We start from the raw sequence: 15,458 nt of genomic DNA on the forward strand, positions 1-15,458 counted from the left end.
GCCGTGATGTGGTCATCGTCCCGAGTGCCACGCTTCCTGACAACGTCGTGATGAACGACATCATGTATCCGGCTGACGAGATCGAGAAGAGCTTTGCCACCCTCGATCGTACGCCGGCGCCGCTTGGTCATCCCATGGTCAACGGTGTATTCCTCTCGGCCAGCGACCCCGAGGGCATCAACCTCGGATGGATCGGGGCATGGAATGAGAACGTGCGACGCGAGAATGGCCGCGTGTTCCTCGACAAGGTGATCGACGTCGAGATTGCCAACCGCTCCGAGGGCGGCAAGGCGGTGCTGTCTGCCATTGACAAGGGTGAGCCTGTCCACACCTCGACCGGCCTTCTGGCCCAGCTTGAGGCGGCAAACGGCGACGTTTCCTATTCACATATCGCTCGTGACCTTGTGTTCGACCATGACGCAATCCTCCTCAACGAGAAGGGCGCTGCTACCCCTGAACAGGGCGTCGGCATGATGGTCAACTCGAAGGGCGAGAAAGAAGAGATCGCGGTCATCAATTCATCGCTCAGCGATATTGACCAAGAGATCGATTGGGCGGGAACCCGCTTGGTCGAAGCACTCCGGCGCAAGGATAATCTAAGCGTCTGGGAGCGAATGAAGTCCGCAATAATCGAGGCGATCAGCTCCGAGCGGGAACCCGTTGCAAACAGAAAGGAAGCAGACATGACTGTGTCGAAAGAACAGTTCGATGAGCTTTCCGCGAAGGTTAATACCCTCTCGGAAGGACTCGACAAGATCGGTGAGACGATCGCCAACGCTGTCCAGACTGCGGTCAAGCCGCTGACTGACAATTTGGCCACGATCCAGAACAACCAGAAGGCGAAAGATGACGCCGAACTGGCTGGCTTGGTCGAGAAGATCGTCAAAGCCAACATCCTCGATGAGGATAGCGCCAAGGAACTGACCCTCAACGCCGCGCGCAAGCTGGCGGAGAAGGCCACTCCGGGCAAGGCCGCTCCGCTCAACGGTGCCTTTACCGGCAACGCTGACAAGCCTGCATTCAAGCTTCCGGAAGGAGACAAGTAATCATGGCACGCTATAACAAAATCTATGCTGGCCCGTTTACGGAAGCCACGCCCCAGGTGCAGGAGCGTATCTGCGCTGCTGCTGTCCTGCCCGGCACTGCTCTGGTCGACTCCGGTGCGAACTTCGCCCAGGCCGGCGCCGCCAGCAACCTCAGGATCTACATTGCTCAGGATAACTACCTGACAATGAAGGGTGTTGACGATGCATGGGCAGCCGGTGACCGTGTCATTGGCATGGAAATGCTCGATGAGCAGTTCTTCAACGTGCGCGTTCCGACGGCAACCAACGTCGCTCGCGGCGCCGCGTTGACCACGAACGCATCGGGCAAGTTCGTCCTGGCCACAACCGGCAACCGCATCATCGCCTTTGCCGAGGAAGCCTACAACAACACATCTGGATCAGATCAGCTTGTCCGCGCTCGCGTGGCCAAGGGCAATCTGGCATCGGCGTAAGGAGAGCCCGACAATGCGCTACTTTGATTCTCAGCTAGTCGCCAACTCCCGGCCGCACGCGGCTTGGTGGGGCGAGCTCTCGGTGGAACGTGAACACTTCCACCGGACCGAAGAAGTTCACGCCAATCTGATGCGGGAAATGCTCGGCAACGCCGCGGCAGTCCTTCCCCGTGACGCTTGGCTTGAACTTGATGGCATCACTCGCCGCGTCATGCGCGCCGACGAAGGCCAGGCATGGATGGCTGACCTTATGCCGCTTGCAAAGGCGGTCAACATCGGCAAGCTCGTTCACCTGAACCGCGTATCTTCGGATGCAGGTTCGGTCACGCGCTCGATGTCCGGTCAGGTGCCGGTGCCACTCGACAAGGTCGTCTATGATTATCGCGGTAACCCCGTGCCGATCTTCTCGACTGCATACGGTCGTGAATGGCGCGAGTGGAACACGCTGCAGTCTGAAAACTTCGACGCATTGTCGGATGATCAAGAAGCACACACTGCGAAGATCCGCCGCGACATGGCTCTGTACGCCCTGAATGGCGATGCAACCATTGTTGTCGGCGGGTACACCGCTTACGGCATTCGTACTTCCCCTCTGTCCAAGGTCATCAACCTCGGGCCGACAGGCGGTGCGAACATCGATCTCGACTCTTCCGCCACCACTTCGGATGCGATCGATGCATTCTTCTCCCAGACCTTGGGTGCGATGCTCGATGCCAACCTGATCACCGGCAAGGTCAATCTCTACGTCTCGCCGGAAATCGGGCGGAACTTCGATCGCTCCTACTCCGGTTCTTCCGGCTTCAAGGGCGGCACGCTGATGAGCTACCTGCTCACCAATCGGCGTATCAACAAGATCGAGGTCTCGTACGAGCTTACGGGCAATCAGTTCTTCGGCTTCGTGCCGAGCGCTGAGTTCATCCGTCCGCTCGTCGGCATGGCTGTCAATACGACTGCCAAGACCCGCCAGAACCCCACTGACAACTACCAGTTCCTTGTCATGGGCGCGATGGGCATCGAAATCCGGGCTGACTACAACGGCAAGTCCGGCGTCTTCTACTCGACAGACGTGTAACCGGCCAGCCTCGCCTCCGGGCGGGGCATCCTCCCCTCGTTGCTTGGAGATAAGCACATGAAGATCAAGATCACAAAAGGCGGGATTTACGGTGTCGACGGCGAGATTGCCATCGGTACCGTGCTGACCGTCAAGGAAGAACCAACAGATTGGGTCGGTCGCTACGAAATCATTTCCGGCCTGACCGAAGGCAAGACCGCTGTAACAAACCCTGCCGCCGGCGGTGTTCCCGGCGACCTCGATCGCGAAGCGCTCAAAGCCCAGGCTGATGAACTCGGCATCGAATATGCCCGGAACGTCACGACTGAAAAGCTCAAAGAACTGGTTGACGCCAAACTGGCCGAATAACCATCTGCCCGGCGGTAATCTGTCGGGCACCTCATTTCACCGGAGAGTTGCAACATGGCTGGATACGGCTCGAACGAACAGTTCGCCACATGGCTGACCGATAACGGCTACACTCTTCCGGAAGATGCTCCCGCACCCGAAGTGCTGCGCCAGCGTGGCAGCCAGTACATCGACGCTGTTTATGGAGATAGGTTCATCGGCGTTGTGGCTTCCTTCGATCAGGAGAGGGCATGGCCGCGCGTCGGCGCTTCTCTCAGGGGAACAGCCATTCCTTCCGACGTCGTGCCGCTGGCGGTCATCTATGCTTCGTTCTTTGCCGCCTTTGCAGACGCAACCAATCCGGGCAGTCTTGTTGTTACCGGATCGGCTTCCACCGGCATTGTGCGCGAGAAGGTCGGAGAGCTCGAAGTTCAGTACTCCAATGCTCAATCGGATGGGACAGCGACATTCATCACACCCCTGATCTCGACCGTCGACGGCATGCTCGCGCCTTATCTGCGCAATCTCAACGCTCCTTGCCTGTTGATCAGGTCGATAGGCTGCTGAGATGGCAAAGTTCGATTATGCCCGCGAGCAAACGACTGCGCTGCGCCTGCTCGACAAGTTCGGCTCCGCCGGCGAGATATGGCGCGACGTTCCCGGCGGCGGTCCTGTCTATGATCCGGGTGAGCCGACGGTTCAGAAGACGCCATGCACCGCGGCGATATTGGCCATCGAGTTGAAGGACGTCGACGGCACTCTCGTGAAATCGACAGATCGCACCGCCTATGTTGCCGCCAAGGGCCTTGCCATAGAGCCAACCACGACTGATAGGCTAGTGTTCAACGGCAAGTCATACACTATCGTAAAGGTGGCGCCGCTACAGCCGACCGACACCATTGTTTACCACAAGCTTTTCGTGAGGGCCTAAAGGCTCGATGCTGCTTCGCTGAACAAGGATTTAGCAATTTCCAGTACTCGGGCTCGTTCATCGGCCTCCGTTTCATCTGGCACTGGCGGATCTATAAAGATCACCTTTGCAACGGGAAGCTTAAGTGCGTTCATTGTGACGGTGCAAAATCGCCCTGTTGGTTGATCGCTGAAGTGTACAAAGGTCTCCGTAAAAGTCGTCATTTCATTCCTCTGTTTTCGGGTTGAGTAACAAACCGAAAGTCCAGTTACAAGTCGAGAGGACATTTATGCTCCAGCGCCTTCAGTCCGCGAGAAGTTCAAGCCACTCCGGAACGCGAACGTGGAATTCAACGGATGCGCTTAACGCTGACCCAATCGTTCATGTCATTGATTCTTAGTCGCCCGATGAAGCCGGAAACGTCGAGCAAAACATCAGGCATGAACTGATAGATGTATTCGTATTCGTCGCTGGTCTGCTGCCAAACCTGGCCGTTGCTGAGCTCGAATATGGCACCAACATGATATCCCTCAGTGTGCCCTTTGATCGTTTCCCTGTCGTACATGGATGCCCCTCACACTTGGTGGCAGTCAGTGTGCCATCCCGCAGACGACAAGGATATTTAATTGGGCGAGAATTGCCAATGCTCAAGTGCATTCAACCCGTGAGAAGTTCTGTCTATGGCCAGTAATCGGAGTATCTTTGAACAGTTGCTCGACAAGTACGATGCAGCTCTCGCCGAAGCCTTCTTTCAGGGCATCGACGCGATCAAATCGCAGATCACTCTTCGGATCGTGGTCGAGCGCCTGGAGAAAGGCGACGTAGCCGGCGCGATCGAGGCAATCCAACTTGATAGGGATGCATTCTCCGCGTTGGAACTGGCACTTGCCGAAGCCTACAACTCGGGCGGAATCAGGCTGGTCGAGAACCTGCCGAAACTGAAAGACCCTGAAGGCAATCGTGTGATCTTCCGCTTCGGTGTACGCAATCCGGAGGGTGAAGCATTCCTTCGCGATCATTCGGCGCAACTTGTGACCCGGATCGTTGATGATCAGCGTGTCGCGATCCGCCAGGCACTTGAGACCGGCCTTTCGCAAGGCAGAAATCCTCGATCGACTGCGCTCGACGTGGTTGGCCGGATCAACAGGGTATCTGGTAGGCGCGAGGGCGGCATAATCGGGCTCACGTCGCCGCAGGAGCGTTTTGTCACCTCGGCGCGCCAAGAGCTGCTTTCGGGTGATAGCGCGCTTCTGCGCAACTACCTGACGAGGCAGCGCCGGGACAAGCGCTTCGACGCTACCGTGTTGAAGGCGATCAAGGAAGGCAAGCCGATCCTCGCCGAGACGGTGGCACGGATCGCCGGCCGTTATTCCGATCGCCTGCTTCAACTTCGCGGCGAAATGCTTGCCCGTACCGAAACCATGACAGCGCTTGGCACGGCTCGACAGAATGCGATGCGCCAGCAGATCGATAACGGTAAGGTCGCTGCTTCCGACGTCAAGAAGATTTGGCGCTCGGCCGGTGACGGTCGGGTACGCCACACCCATCGGGTATTGAACGGAAAGGCAGCCGAGATCGACGGTGTGTTTCAAAGCGTGTCCGGTGCCGTTCTTCGCTATCCCGGCGATCCGCTGGCACCGGTCAGCGAGATATCGGGCTGCCGCTGTCATCTGGAATACAAGGTCGATTACTTCGCTTCGATCGTTGAAAGGTTCAGGGCTGCATAATGGCAAAGCTATCGTTCAGCGCGCAGGTCGCAGCCTTTGCCGAGAAGATCCCCGGCGCGGTGGAAGCCGTGTTCAAAGAATCGGTGCAAGAGATTGTTTCCGAGATGCAAACACCGATCGGTGCCGGGGGACGGATGCGGGTTGATACCGGGTTCTTGAGAGCATCGCTGATGGCCTCAACGGCTTCAATGCCTGCGATCAGTTCGAACAAGAAGCCGGGCGACGGTCAGAAATATGCATATGACGAAGGATCGATCGAGGCGGTGATCCTTGGCGCTGATGTCAATGACACGCTCTATATCGGCTACACCGCTGCTTATGCCGCTCATCGCGAATACGGGGTGAACGGTCAGGCGCCGGATGCGTTTGTCCGGTCAGCCGTTCAGCGTTGGGATGTCATTGTTGAGGCGAAGGCTAACGAACTCAAACGTCGCCTGGGGCTTTAATAGCTACGTTCCTGTCGCTGTCGTCATCCATCGCCTTGAGCAAACCCATCTGCAGAAGGACCAAGGCCTGTCTGGCAGCCTTCAGGCTTGTATCGCCGCGAACGGTTTGACCTTCCTCTCCGCCAAGGGCGATGAGGGCAGCATACAACCGGTCGTAGGTTTGCTCATCATTCAGTTTATCGGCCATTGCCGGAAGGATTATCATGATGGCCGCAACTGTTGAAGCCACAATCGCCGAGATGCTGTTCGCGCGGCTTACCTCATTGGTACTGTCGCCGGTTTTGCCTGTCTCCTATCCCGGCTTGGCATTCACGCCTCCGGCGAACGCTGCCTATCTCAAGGCGGGTTTCATTCCCAACCGGACCGATAATCTCGGCCTGGCGAATGATGCAAAGGCACGGCATCAAGGCATCCTTCAGGTTATGGCAATTTATCCGGTCGGGCAGGGCGTCATCAAGCCAACGAATACGGCCGGGCTTGTCGCTGCACACTTCGCCAAGGGAACGATCCTCTACGGATCCGGCGTCAAGCTGAAGGTCTATTCGAAACCCTCTGTCGGCGCTCCCATGATCGAGCCTGACAAGGTGAACGTTCCGGTCACCATCCTCTATCGAAGCTTTAACTGAAACCCGGACACTCCGGTCTAACCCGCCCCGTTCCGGGGTTTTCATGAAAGGAAATACCCATGGCCATCACCACGGCAACAGGTGCGAAATATTTCATCGGCGGGACAACCGCCATCAGCTATGCATCGGACGCGGCTGCTATCGCTGCTTTCGAGGCCCTGACATGGGTCGAGATCAAGGAAGTCGAAGACGGCGGCGAAGTCGGTGATGAATCTGCCGATGTGACGTTCCAGTCTTTGGGCGACAGCCGCGTTCGCCATCTCAAGGGCGCGCGCGATGCCGGTACCATTGCCATGGTTGTCGGCGATGACCCTCTCGATCCCGGCCAGGTTGCAATGCGCGCGGCCGAGAAGACGAAGTTCCAGCACAACTTCAAGATCGAATACGAGGACGCACCGAGCGAACTCTATGAGAACAGCGTGGATTACTTCCGCGGTCTGGTCATGTCGGCTCGCAAGAACATCGGGACCGGCGACAACGTGCTGCGCCGCACCTTCAATGTCGGCATCTCCACGCCGATCCTCACCGTCGATACCGCGCTCCTCCCATAAGCCTCAACGGCCGGTCTGACAGCCGGCCATCCTTCCCCGGAGTATTCTAAATGACATTCGAACTTTCACAATTTGACGGTATTGCCGCGAAGCTTGAAGAAGGCTTTGACCTCGATATCCTGCATCCTTCCACCGGCGAGAAAACGGGCCTTGTGATCAAGGTCGCATCCTACCGGTCGGAACGGGTGAAGCGCGTTCAGCGCCGCCTTGCCAATGCTGCCATTCGCGAGGGCAAGAAGAACCCGAAGAAGGTCGGCACGGTCGAAGAGATCGAAGAGAAGACCAATGAAATCGTTGCCGCTTCGGTGATCTCGTGGAACCTGACGAACGGCGGAAAGCTAGTCGAATGCACGCCGGAGAGCGTATTGAAGGTCATTTCCAACCCGGACTACTTCTTCATCTCCGAACAGATCGACAAAGCCGCGGATGAAGACGCGCATTTCGTGAAGCCCTCGCCGAAGAGCTGATCGGCTTCGCGAGGGCGCATTTCACCCCGCGCCGCAAGAATGACCTGATCCCCGAGACGCCGGAATATACCGATTACATCTGGGATTGGTTCGTTCAACTCCACAATTCCCGCGAAACCGGCTTCAACGCCAATCCGATCAGTTTCCTCGAGGTCGAGGCATTCTGCCGGATGACAGGCGCTCTCATCGATCCATGGGAATTGTCGGTCATCCGCCGCATGGATCAAGCGGTCCTGGCAGTCATCAACAAGACCGGCAAGCCCGAGGCGAATGAAGGCCAGGCGACACCGGCAGACGTACAGGAAGCCAAGCTTCGGATCAGGGGCGCGGCAGCCAACCGGCGCGTCGTAGAGCGCAATAAGGGATAGTCATGCCAGATATCGCATCACTCGGCGTCGAGGCCAAAGCATCCGGTGTCGATCAGACCGCAAAGGCCCTCGATCGGCTCACCGGTGCTGCTAAACGTGCCGAAGCGGCTACCGAATCCATCGGTCCGGTTTCAAGCAAGGCGGGCGCGATGGCGTCTCAGGCTGCCAATTCCCATGCTACCGCTCTCAATGCCGAAGCTGCCGCAGCAACGCGTGCATCAGGCGCAATGAAGGCACATGCCACGGCTGTCAGTGCCAGCGGTCGCCAGCTTGTCGGTGCGAACCATAACGTTGCGAACCTTGCCGCGCAGTTTCAGGATATCGGCGTTTCGGCCGCAATGTCGATGAACCCGCTTCAGATCGCGCTTCAGCAAGGTACGCAGATCGGTGCCGTACTCGGTCCGATGGGTGCAGCCGGAGCCGTTAAGAACCTCGGCTCCGCTTTTCTGTCGATCATCTCTCCGGTCAGCCTCGCGACCATCGGATTGGTTGCGGCGGTCGCTGCCGGGTTGCAGATGGTCAACTGGACAAAGCTCGGGGCCGCTGCTCTCGTCGGGCTTGCCGACTCCCTTCAGGTCATAGCACCCTATGCAATAGGTGCTGCCGCTGCGCTTGCCTTGCTCTACGCGCCTGCGATCATCGGCGGCATCGTTCAGGTCATTGCACTACTCGGGCGGGTTGCTGTTGCTGCCGTCATCGCTGCCAGCGCCATGGCCGCTGCCAATCCCGGTCTTGCCTTTATTCTAGGCATTACCCTTGCCGTAGCAGCGGCGAACATCTTCCGCGATGAACTTGCTCAGATATTCGGCTTCGATATCGTCAAGTCTGCGAAAGATGGCGTGAACGCGCTTATCGCAACGTTTGTCGGCGCCTATCAGGGCATCAAAGCGACCTGGAAGCAGTTGCCAGCGGCGATCGGCGATATCGTCTACCAGACCGTCAACGCCACGATCAAAGGCGTTGAATCCATGATCAATTCCGTCGTCAAGCTGATGAATACCTATATCGGCGGGCTCTACAACAGTGTCGGCGGGTTGGCTTCAGAGCTTGGCGTCGATATCGGTTCCTTCAAAGACATCGGACAGGTTTCATTCGGTGGCATCGACAACCCCTATGCTGGCGCCGCGGACTCGGTCAATGCCGGTATCGCTGATGCGATGAAATCCGCTCAAGGCACCGATTACGTCGGGAACTTCGGTTCAGCCATTGCCAAGGGCGCATCGGCGGCATCTGCCAAGCTCAAGGAGATGGCAAAGGATCTGCTGTCTGTCGATGATAAGTCGAAGAAAAAGAAGGGTGGCAAGACCGAAGCCGAGAAATATGACGACATCGTCAAGGGCGCGGAACGCCGTATTGCCTCGCTGAAGGCCGAACAGGCTGCCATAGGACTAACCGAGGAAGCTTCGGCGAAACTGCGCTACGAGACTGATCTGCTCAACCAGGCACAGCAGAAGGGCATCACCCTTACCGCGGCTCAAAAAACCGAGTTGTCCGGGCTTGCCGGTCAGATGGCCTCGATCGAGGCAGCAACCAAGAAGGCAAAGGAAGCACTCGACTTCGCCAAGGAAGCGACCGGCGGCTTTCTGTCCGATCTCCGGTCTGGTCTGCAGAGCGGCGAGGGCTTCTTCAAGTCGTTTGGCAATGCCGCGGTGAACGTTCTAGATAAGATCGTTGACAAGCTGCAGGATGATCTCGTCAACGCCCTGTTCAGCGTCAACAAGGCAGGTGGAAGCCTCGGCGGCATCGGCGGCGGTATTCTCGGCATCTTCACCAAGATATTCGGCGGGGGCGCTTCTTCTGCGGCATCTGATCCATGGGCAGGACTTCGCATGGCGAATGGTGGCGCATACGTCGGCGGTGTTCAGCGTTTCGCCAATGGCGGCGCCTTCACCAACTCTGTTGTCAGCAGCCCGACCAAGTTCCGCTTTGCCAAAGGTACCGGAATGATGGGCGAGGCGGGCCCGGAAGCGATCATGCCGCTCAAGCGTGACAGCTCGGGCCGGTTGGGTGTCGCTTCCAATGGCGGCGCCAACAGCAATGCACCTCTCCCTCTCGATGTTCGCGTCTCGGTCGATGATGACGGCAAGCTCGCTGTCATCGCCAGACAGGCCGGATCAGAAGCCGGGGCTCAACAGGCAGACGTGCGCGTGAAAACGTTTAGCAAGCGGGAACTGCCCGACCGGCTGAATGAAATCAAAATGGCACCTCGGAAGAGAGGTTAATTAGTTTGTTCTAAAGGCCAACCCCTTGGCTGTAATGTTGTTATAGCAGTTCTGCGCTAGGTTGATGTTGGAACGTGTGTATGTGACAGATGTCACCGTATTGGCTCCCTTGTTCGCCGCTGCAACTTTCATCATCATCAGTGCTATCTCGTTAGTTGGTTCAGGTTCCCACTGATAACGCTGACACGATGTTGCTTGAACTGGCCCAAGATATTGAGATCCATCCGGTTTGATCTCTACCAAACTGACGGTCGCGGCCTTCTGAACACTTTCGGCAGGAAATTTTGCAGGGTCAGTCGTGCCTGGCGGAACAGTAATCGCACAACCCGAAATACCAAGTACCAAGCAACCAATTGCAAACTTTCTCACGTCTCGTCCTCACCCGATGCGACCATTGAAGGCCCGTTCATGACAATCACCTATCCATATGCACTTTCCGTCTTGGCGGATAGGCTCGATATCGAGTCCGTCACCTGGGATATTCAGCGCAATGATGAATTGTCCGGTACCGGCGACGGGCGTGTCTGGCAGGCCGAACTTGCTCCGCCGCTCTGGACCGGCGATGTCAAACTGAACATCGGCGATAGCAACGATTTGAAGCAGATAGCGGCGCGTGTTCGCAAACTGCATGGCGCGCAGGAACTATTCTTCCTCTACGATCCGTTGTCGAAATACCCGCAAGCGGATCCCGATGGTTCGATCCTTGGCGCATCGGCTGTTCGGATCAACAGCGTCGGTACCGGCGGGCGCACGATCAGCCTGAAGGGGTTGCCGGCGGGATATGTTCTGACCCTCGCCGACAAGCTGCAGATCGCCTATGCGACGTCACCTGTCCGCAATGCCTTCCTCGAGGTGTCCGACGATATCGTGACGGCAAGCGGTGGCGGCATAACCCCTTCATTCGAGGTGTTTCCGAATGCACCGACCGGCGTTGCCATCAACGATGTCGTGACGCTAGCAAAGCCTGCCTGCAAGGTTTTCATCTCGCCGGGCACATCGAACCCAGGATCAGGGGCAGGGCTCTTGACCTCGGGCGCCGGTTTTAAAGTGATCGAGAAGCGATAATGAAAGACATCAGCGCTGAAATGGCGGCTGCGCTTGCGGCTGCTCGCGATAAGGGCTTGGTTCCTCGCCAGTTCATCCTGGTTGAAGCGATCAGTCGGTCGACGGGTCTGCCCTTCGATCGCGGCTTCTGGTCTGGCGACGATGTAATCACGATCGGCGTTCCCGATCGCAATACCGGCGTGATCGTCAATCACGATTTCATCGGTGCGCAGAACCTCAACATCGGGCCTATTCCCCGCGTCTCTGATCTGACCATCCAGACCGTGACCGTCGATCTGTCTCAAATCGCCATAGCGGTTCAGGAGATCGCGCGCGAGTACGATCTGAGGCTCGCCAAGGCGGACATATACGAAGTCACACTCGACCCTTTGACTAAGATCGCATCGGCTAACCCGGAAGTCGTCTTCATGGGCGAGGTCAACGGCAATCCGTTCGATACGCCGGCCGTCGGCGATGAAGGTTCGATCCAACTCGAATTGAACTCGGACGCGATCAGTATGTTGAGTCGTACCAATCCGAGCAAGAGTTCGTTCGAAGGTCAGAAGCGGCGCAGTGGTGACGAGTGGGGGCTCTATTCGAGCACATTGTCATCGTGGAACGTACCATGGGGGCAAAAGGCGTCATGACAGAACTTACCCGTCTGCCGAATTGGCGTTCACGTTTCGAGGCGGCCATCGATGAGATCAAGTTCGTTCCGTTCGATTGGGCTGAACAGCATGATTGCGGGCCGGGTCTTGCCGGTCGGCTGGTCTATGCCATCACTGGCGAAGACCTGACAGTCAAATATCAGGGCAAGTACAAGACGGCGGAGGGCGCTCTCAAGGTCATGAAAAAGGCAGGGTTCGACAACCTTGCCGACCTGGTCGCTTCGTTCCTGCCGGAGATACATCCGTCTGAAGCCAGCCTCGGCGACATCGTCGCCTATGAAATGGATAGCCCGTTCGGATTCGCGCTCGGCGTCGTCAATGGTGAGCGCGTGTTCGTGCTTCGCCCCGAAGGGGTCGGAACTATGGATCTGCTCAAAGCCAAGAGAGCCTTCAAGGTCGGATAATGAAAAGCATTGGTATTTTCCTGACCGCTGCATGGTTCATGTTGGCGGGGCTTTCGCTCGCCCATGCGGAGCCGATCACGATTGCCTTGTTCGGCGCCGCATTCGCGGCCACGACGGCAGGGGCGGTCGTTACCTACCTGATCGGCGCCGGGATAGCTTATGGCGTCTCGCTGCTCTCACAGGCGCTGTTCGGCGAACAGGAACAGGCAGCACAGACCCAAGGCGTGAAGCTTACGGTCCAGATGGGCGACGACAAGCCGATGTCGTTCACTGCCGGGACAACCGCGACCTCTGGCAAGCGCAAATATATCGGCGCTTGGGGCAAGGACGGCAAGACGCCGAACGCGTACCTGACCGATGTCGTTGAGATCGGGAATATTCCCGCGCCTGGTCAGCCCGCGTTCTGGGTTGTCGACCAAAAAGTTACTGTCCTCTGGGGTGAAACGCCGGTCGAGCAGGGCTATCCTGTTCTTGAGTTCCGCAAGGACGGCAAGGATTATCTCTGGTTCAAGTATTACGACGGCACGCAAACAGCGGCCGATACCTTCCTGCTGGCGAAGTTCAGCACGGATCCCGATCGGCCCTACAAATCAACGATGATCGGCCGCGGCTGCCCTTATTTCATCGCGACGGCTCGCCTCAATCAGGAGCTGTTCCCGAACCAGCCGACATACCTTTGTGAAGCTCCCGTCACCGCTTGGTATGACGTTCGCAAGGATTCGTCGGCTGGCGGATCAGGCGCGCACCGTTGGGACAATCGCGCGACATGGGAACCTTCTGATAATCCTGTCGTGCTGATCTATAATATCATCCGCGGCGTCTATTACGGCACCGAATGGATTTATGGCGGTCAGAACCTTCCGGCCTTTCGCTTGCCCGCTTCGAACTGGATGGTTGCGGCGAATGAATGCGACCGGCTGATCCCGCTTGCCGGTGGCGGTTCGGAAAAGCAATTCCGCTGCGGTACCGAGATCAACTGCGATATGGTGCCGCTCGACGTCATTGATAAGCTGAAGAAGGCTTGCAACGGTCGCATCGCCGAGGTCGGTGGCGTCTTCAAGATGTTGGTCGGCGCGCCTGGTGCCGCTGTCTATTCGTTTAGCGATGACGATATCCTCGTCACCAAGGGTCAGAACTTCACGCCGTTTCCCGGCCTTGATGCCACCTATAACGGTATTGAGGCAACCTATCCGGAACCTTTGGAGAAATGGGCAACCAAGGATGCGCCGGCACGTTATTCGACCGATCTGGAATCAGCAGATGGTAACCGTCGGCTCGCCTCGGGCGTAACATTCGAAGCCGTTCCTTTTCCGGTTCAGGTCCAGCGGTTGATGAAACTGCTGATCGAGGAAGATCGGCGCTTCCGTGTCCATTCGTTCTACCTTCCGCCGGATGCCTGGACGTTAGAGCCGAATGACGTTGTGTCATGGACATCGGTTCGGAACGGCTACAGTAACAAGAAATTCCTTGTTGTCCGCATCGATGGCGAGCGCAGCTTCAATCAGCTCGTGGTTCTGAAGGAAATCGATCCGTCCGACTATGACTGGTCGACTGATGAACAGGTTCCGGTTTCGGTCGGTCCGGTCGGTCCGATCGTCAATCCTTCCCATCCGATGTTCGGTTGGCAGGCTCTCCCTGCGACCTTGGATGATGGCAGCGGACCGCGCCGTCCAACGATCGAGGTGTTCTATGCTGGCGATCAGGATGGAGTCGACCGTATCCGGGTAGAGGTCTATCAGAAGGATACCGGCAATCTCTGGTTCGACGGCGAGATGCCTTATGACGCGCCTCTTGACGAGCAGTATTCGACCAAGCTTATCGCTGTCTTTGCGCCTAATACGGATTATCTGGTTCGCGGAATCTTCGTTTCCAACATCGGCAAGAACTTCACATGGTCGGGACTGATCGATGTCACGACACCGAACGTTCTTCTCGGCGCAGGCGATATCTACCTGCCAGGCATGGTCGACGGTGTTCTCTCTCGCCTCAACGGCAAGCTGGAATGGATCGGGCAGTCGCTGCGCTTCGCCTCTGAAGCACGCCAAAAGGCTGAAGCCTTGCTTGCCGAGGCCGGTGCGCAGTCGTTCGAAGATCGCAAAGAGATTACGGCTACGGTCGGCAACTTCACTGCGTCGTTTACTGACACGATTACAGTTATTGCGTCCGAAACGGCTGCAATGGCATTGCGGGTCACTGAACTGACCGCGCAAGTCAATGATCCGGTAACGGGTCTAGGCGCGCTCGCCACAATCACCGACACGCTCTCGGTTTCCGTCAGCACCATCGACGGGGAATTGACGGCAGTCACCAATCGGGTGAGCGTGAACGAGGCAAGGGTTGGCAACTTCTACGCTAACGGTATCATCCGGTTTGAGCAGGTTGCGACGCAAGCTGGAGCATTGTCTACGGCTGGTTTCAGCGTTGCGGCCTCGGGAATAGGCGCGCCAAGCCAGGCAGCAATGTTCATGAGTGCTATTGCGGGCGGGTTGAGTGAAATAGGCTTTACCGCTGACAGCGTCTACATGGTCGCGCCGGGGGCGAAACGCCGTCCGTTCATCTTCAGCGGCGGCACGCTGTTCCTTGACGATGTAAGGGTCAACACTTTGGCGGCTCTTTCGGCAACGCTCGGCGCAGTCGACATCAGTTCGGCGGTGATCGGCTCGCTGATCGTCGGAACGTCAAATCTCGGGATTGATTCCGTATCACAAAGTGACGTGTCGCCAACTGTCAACCTCAATCCCGGTAGCGGGCAAATCAATTACGATAGGGCGCTGAATATTCTGGCTTCAAACCGCTCGCTTATGCAGCTCAACATTGATTTGTCGTACAATTATAACGCTAGCGGCGGCAGTCCTTCGATCACGGTTACCAATCTCACGACCGGCGTGGTTGTGCTTTCCAAGACCTTCGGCCCCTTCGGCTCTGGCGCGGCTCGTATCATCGATACGCTGTTTTTCCTTGGCCAAAATTCCATTGGCAGCAACACATACCGGATTGCTCAATCCCCAGGCGGTACGGCTGGCCTGACCGATGTCAGAAACGTAAAACTAACGTCCCTCTGGTGGAACCGCTGATCTAGGGACTGCCCTTCAACACTCAATATCGCACAGACCCGCTCATCGCGGGAA

The 15,458-nt window shown here is 57.2% G+C and carries 20 protein-coding genes; 17 read left to right on the plus strand and 3 right to left on the minus strand.

Translation table 11 applies throughout. The features are described from left to right. Window positions 1-50: 50 nt before the first annotated feature. The 6 genes from FHS21_RS06405 to FHS21_RS06430 are packed head-to-tail and all read left to right on the plus strand — an operon-like array spanning window position 51 to window position 3,828. The gene (locus FHS21_RS06405; protein ID WP_246410869.1) at window positions 51-1,046 is read left to right on the plus strand and encodes a hypothetical protein; all 996 of its coding nucleotides are present in this window, start codon (window positions 51-53) and stop codon (window positions 1,044-1,046) included. A 2-nt stretch (window positions 1,047-1,048) separates the two neighbouring features. Continuing rightward, a complete protein-coding gene (locus FHS21_RS06410; protein ID WP_183661339.1) occupies window positions 1,049-1,498 on the plus strand; it encodes a hypothetical protein in 450 nt (149 codons plus the stop codon). A 13-nt stretch (window positions 1,499-1,511) separates the two neighbouring features. Continuing rightward, window positions 1,512-2,570, plus strand: coding sequence for a major capsid protein (locus FHS21_RS06415; protein ID WP_183661341.1), 1,059 nt, complete (start codon window positions 1,512-1,514; stop codon window positions 2,568-2,570). Window positions 2,571-2,627: 57 nt separating this feature from the next. Then, window positions 2,628-2,918: a hypothetical protein gene (locus FHS21_RS06420; protein ID WP_183661343.1), complete on the plus strand. Its 291-nt coding sequence runs from the start codon at window positions 2,628-2,630 to the stop codon at window positions 2,916-2,918. 54 nt (window positions 2,919-2,972) lie between these two features. Continuing rightward, complete coding sequence (locus FHS21_RS06425) at window positions 2,973-3,464, plus strand: DnaT-like ssDNA-binding protein (RefSeq protein ID WP_183661344.1); 492 nt, start codon at window positions 2,973-2,975, stop codon at window positions 3,462-3,464. Window position 3,465: 1 nt separating this feature from the next. Further along, the gene (locus FHS21_RS06430) at window positions 3,466-3,828 is read left to right on the plus strand and encodes a hypothetical protein (protein ID WP_183661347.1); all 363 of its coding nucleotides are present in this window, start codon (window positions 3,466-3,468) and stop codon (window positions 3,826-3,828) included. Window positions 3,829-4,156: 328 nt separating this feature from the next. Here FHS21_RS06430 and FHS21_RS06435 read toward each other — a convergent pair whose 3' ends face one another. Further along, window positions 4,157-4,372 (minus strand): hypothetical protein, encoded by a 216-nt coding sequence (locus FHS21_RS06435; protein WP_183661349.1) that lies wholly within the window; start codon window positions 4,370-4,372, stop codon window positions 4,157-4,159. Window positions 4,373-4,487: 115 nt separating this feature from the next. On the opposite strand from FHS21_RS06435, the gene FHS21_RS06440 reads away from it, so the two are divergent. Beyond that, on the plus strand, window positions 4,488-5,534 hold the full coding sequence (locus FHS21_RS06440) for a phage minor head protein (RefSeq protein ID WP_183661351.1): 1,047 nt from the start codon (window positions 4,488-4,490) through the stop codon (window positions 5,532-5,534). Then, window positions 5,534-5,980: an HK97 gp10 family phage protein gene (locus tag FHS21_RS06445; protein WP_183661353.1), complete on the plus strand. Its 447-nt coding sequence runs from the start codon at window positions 5,534-5,536 to the stop codon at window positions 5,978-5,980. The genes FHS21_RS06440 and FHS21_RS06445 overlap by 1 nt, the downstream gene beginning before the upstream one ends. On the opposite strand, the gene FHS21_RS06450 is transcribed toward FHS21_RS06445, so the two are convergent. Then, on the minus strand, window positions 5,958-6,167 hold the full coding sequence (locus tag FHS21_RS06450; RefSeq protein WP_183661355.1) for a hypothetical protein: 210 nt from the start codon (window positions 6,165-6,167) through the stop codon (window positions 5,958-5,960). The genes FHS21_RS06445 and FHS21_RS06450 overlap by 23 nt on opposite strands. Before the next feature lie 16 nt (window positions 6,168-6,183). On the opposite strand from FHS21_RS06450, the gene FHS21_RS06455 reads away from it, so the two are divergent. The 5 genes from FHS21_RS06455 to FHS21_RS06475 are packed head-to-tail and all read left to right on the plus strand — an operon-like array spanning window position 6,184 to window position 10,214. Further along, window positions 6,184-6,606: a phage tail terminator-like protein gene (locus FHS21_RS06455; RefSeq protein ID WP_183661357.1), complete on the plus strand. Its 423-nt coding sequence runs from the start codon at window positions 6,184-6,186 to the stop codon at window positions 6,604-6,606. 59 nt (window positions 6,607-6,665) lie between these two features. After that, the gene (locus FHS21_RS06460) at window positions 6,666-7,157 is read left to right on the plus strand and encodes a phage tail tube protein (RefSeq protein ID WP_183661359.1); all 492 of its coding nucleotides are present in this window, start codon (window positions 6,666-6,668) and stop codon (window positions 7,155-7,157) included. Between the two features lie 50 nt (window positions 7,158-7,207). Next, window positions 7,208-7,624 (plus strand): hypothetical protein, encoded by a 417-nt coding sequence (locus FHS21_RS06465; RefSeq protein ID WP_183661361.1) that lies wholly within the window; start codon window positions 7,208-7,210, stop codon window positions 7,622-7,624. Continuing rightward, entirely contained in the window at window positions 7,624-7,992 is a 369-nt protein-coding gene (locus FHS21_RS31770; RefSeq protein ID WP_446686526.1) for a phage tail assembly chaperone, read from the plus strand. The genes FHS21_RS06465 and FHS21_RS31770 overlap by 1 nt, the downstream gene beginning before the upstream one ends. Before the next feature lie 2 nt (window positions 7,993-7,994). After that, window positions 7,995-10,214, plus strand: coding sequence for a phage tail length tape measure family protein (locus FHS21_RS06475; protein WP_183661365.1), 2,220 nt, complete (start codon window positions 7,995-7,997; stop codon window positions 10,212-10,214). On the opposite strand, the gene FHS21_RS06480 is transcribed toward FHS21_RS06475, so the two are convergent. Then, window positions 10,215-10,583 (minus strand): hypothetical protein, encoded by a 369-nt coding sequence (locus tag FHS21_RS06480; protein WP_183661367.1) that lies wholly within the window; start codon window positions 10,581-10,583, stop codon window positions 10,215-10,217. 39 nt (window positions 10,584-10,622) lie between these two features. On the opposite strand from FHS21_RS06480, the gene FHS21_RS06485 reads away from it, so the two are divergent. The 4 genes from FHS21_RS06485 to FHS21_RS06500 are packed head-to-tail and all read left to right on the plus strand — an operon-like array spanning window position 10,623 to window position 15,404. Then, window positions 10,623-11,279, plus strand: a complete 657-nt coding sequence (locus FHS21_RS06485; protein WP_183661369.1) for a hypothetical protein — start codon at window positions 10,623-10,625, stop codon at window positions 11,277-11,279. After that, window positions 11,279-11,905 (plus strand): hypothetical protein, encoded by a 627-nt coding sequence (locus FHS21_RS06490; protein WP_183661371.1) that lies wholly within the window; start codon window positions 11,279-11,281, stop codon window positions 11,903-11,905. The genes FHS21_RS06485 and FHS21_RS06490 overlap by 1 nt, the downstream gene beginning before the upstream one ends. Next, window positions 11,902-12,330 (plus strand): DUF6950 family protein, encoded by a 429-nt coding sequence (locus tag FHS21_RS06495; protein ID WP_183661373.1) that lies wholly within the window; start codon window positions 11,902-11,904, stop codon window positions 12,328-12,330. The genes FHS21_RS06490 and FHS21_RS06495 overlap by 4 nt, the downstream gene beginning before the upstream one ends. Then, on the plus strand, window positions 12,330-15,404 hold the full coding sequence (locus tag FHS21_RS06500; RefSeq protein WP_183661375.1) for a phage tail protein: 3,075 nt from the start codon (window positions 12,330-12,332) through the stop codon (window positions 15,402-15,404). The genes FHS21_RS06495 and FHS21_RS06500 overlap by 1 nt, the downstream gene beginning before the upstream one ends. Window positions 15,405-15,458 lie beyond the last annotated feature (54 nt).

Source organism: Phyllobacterium trifolii (assembly GCF_014192095.1).
In the GTDB taxonomy this organism is placed as follows: domain Bacteria; phylum Pseudomonadota; class Alphaproteobacteria; order Rhizobiales; family Rhizobiaceae; genus Phyllobacterium; species Phyllobacterium trifolii.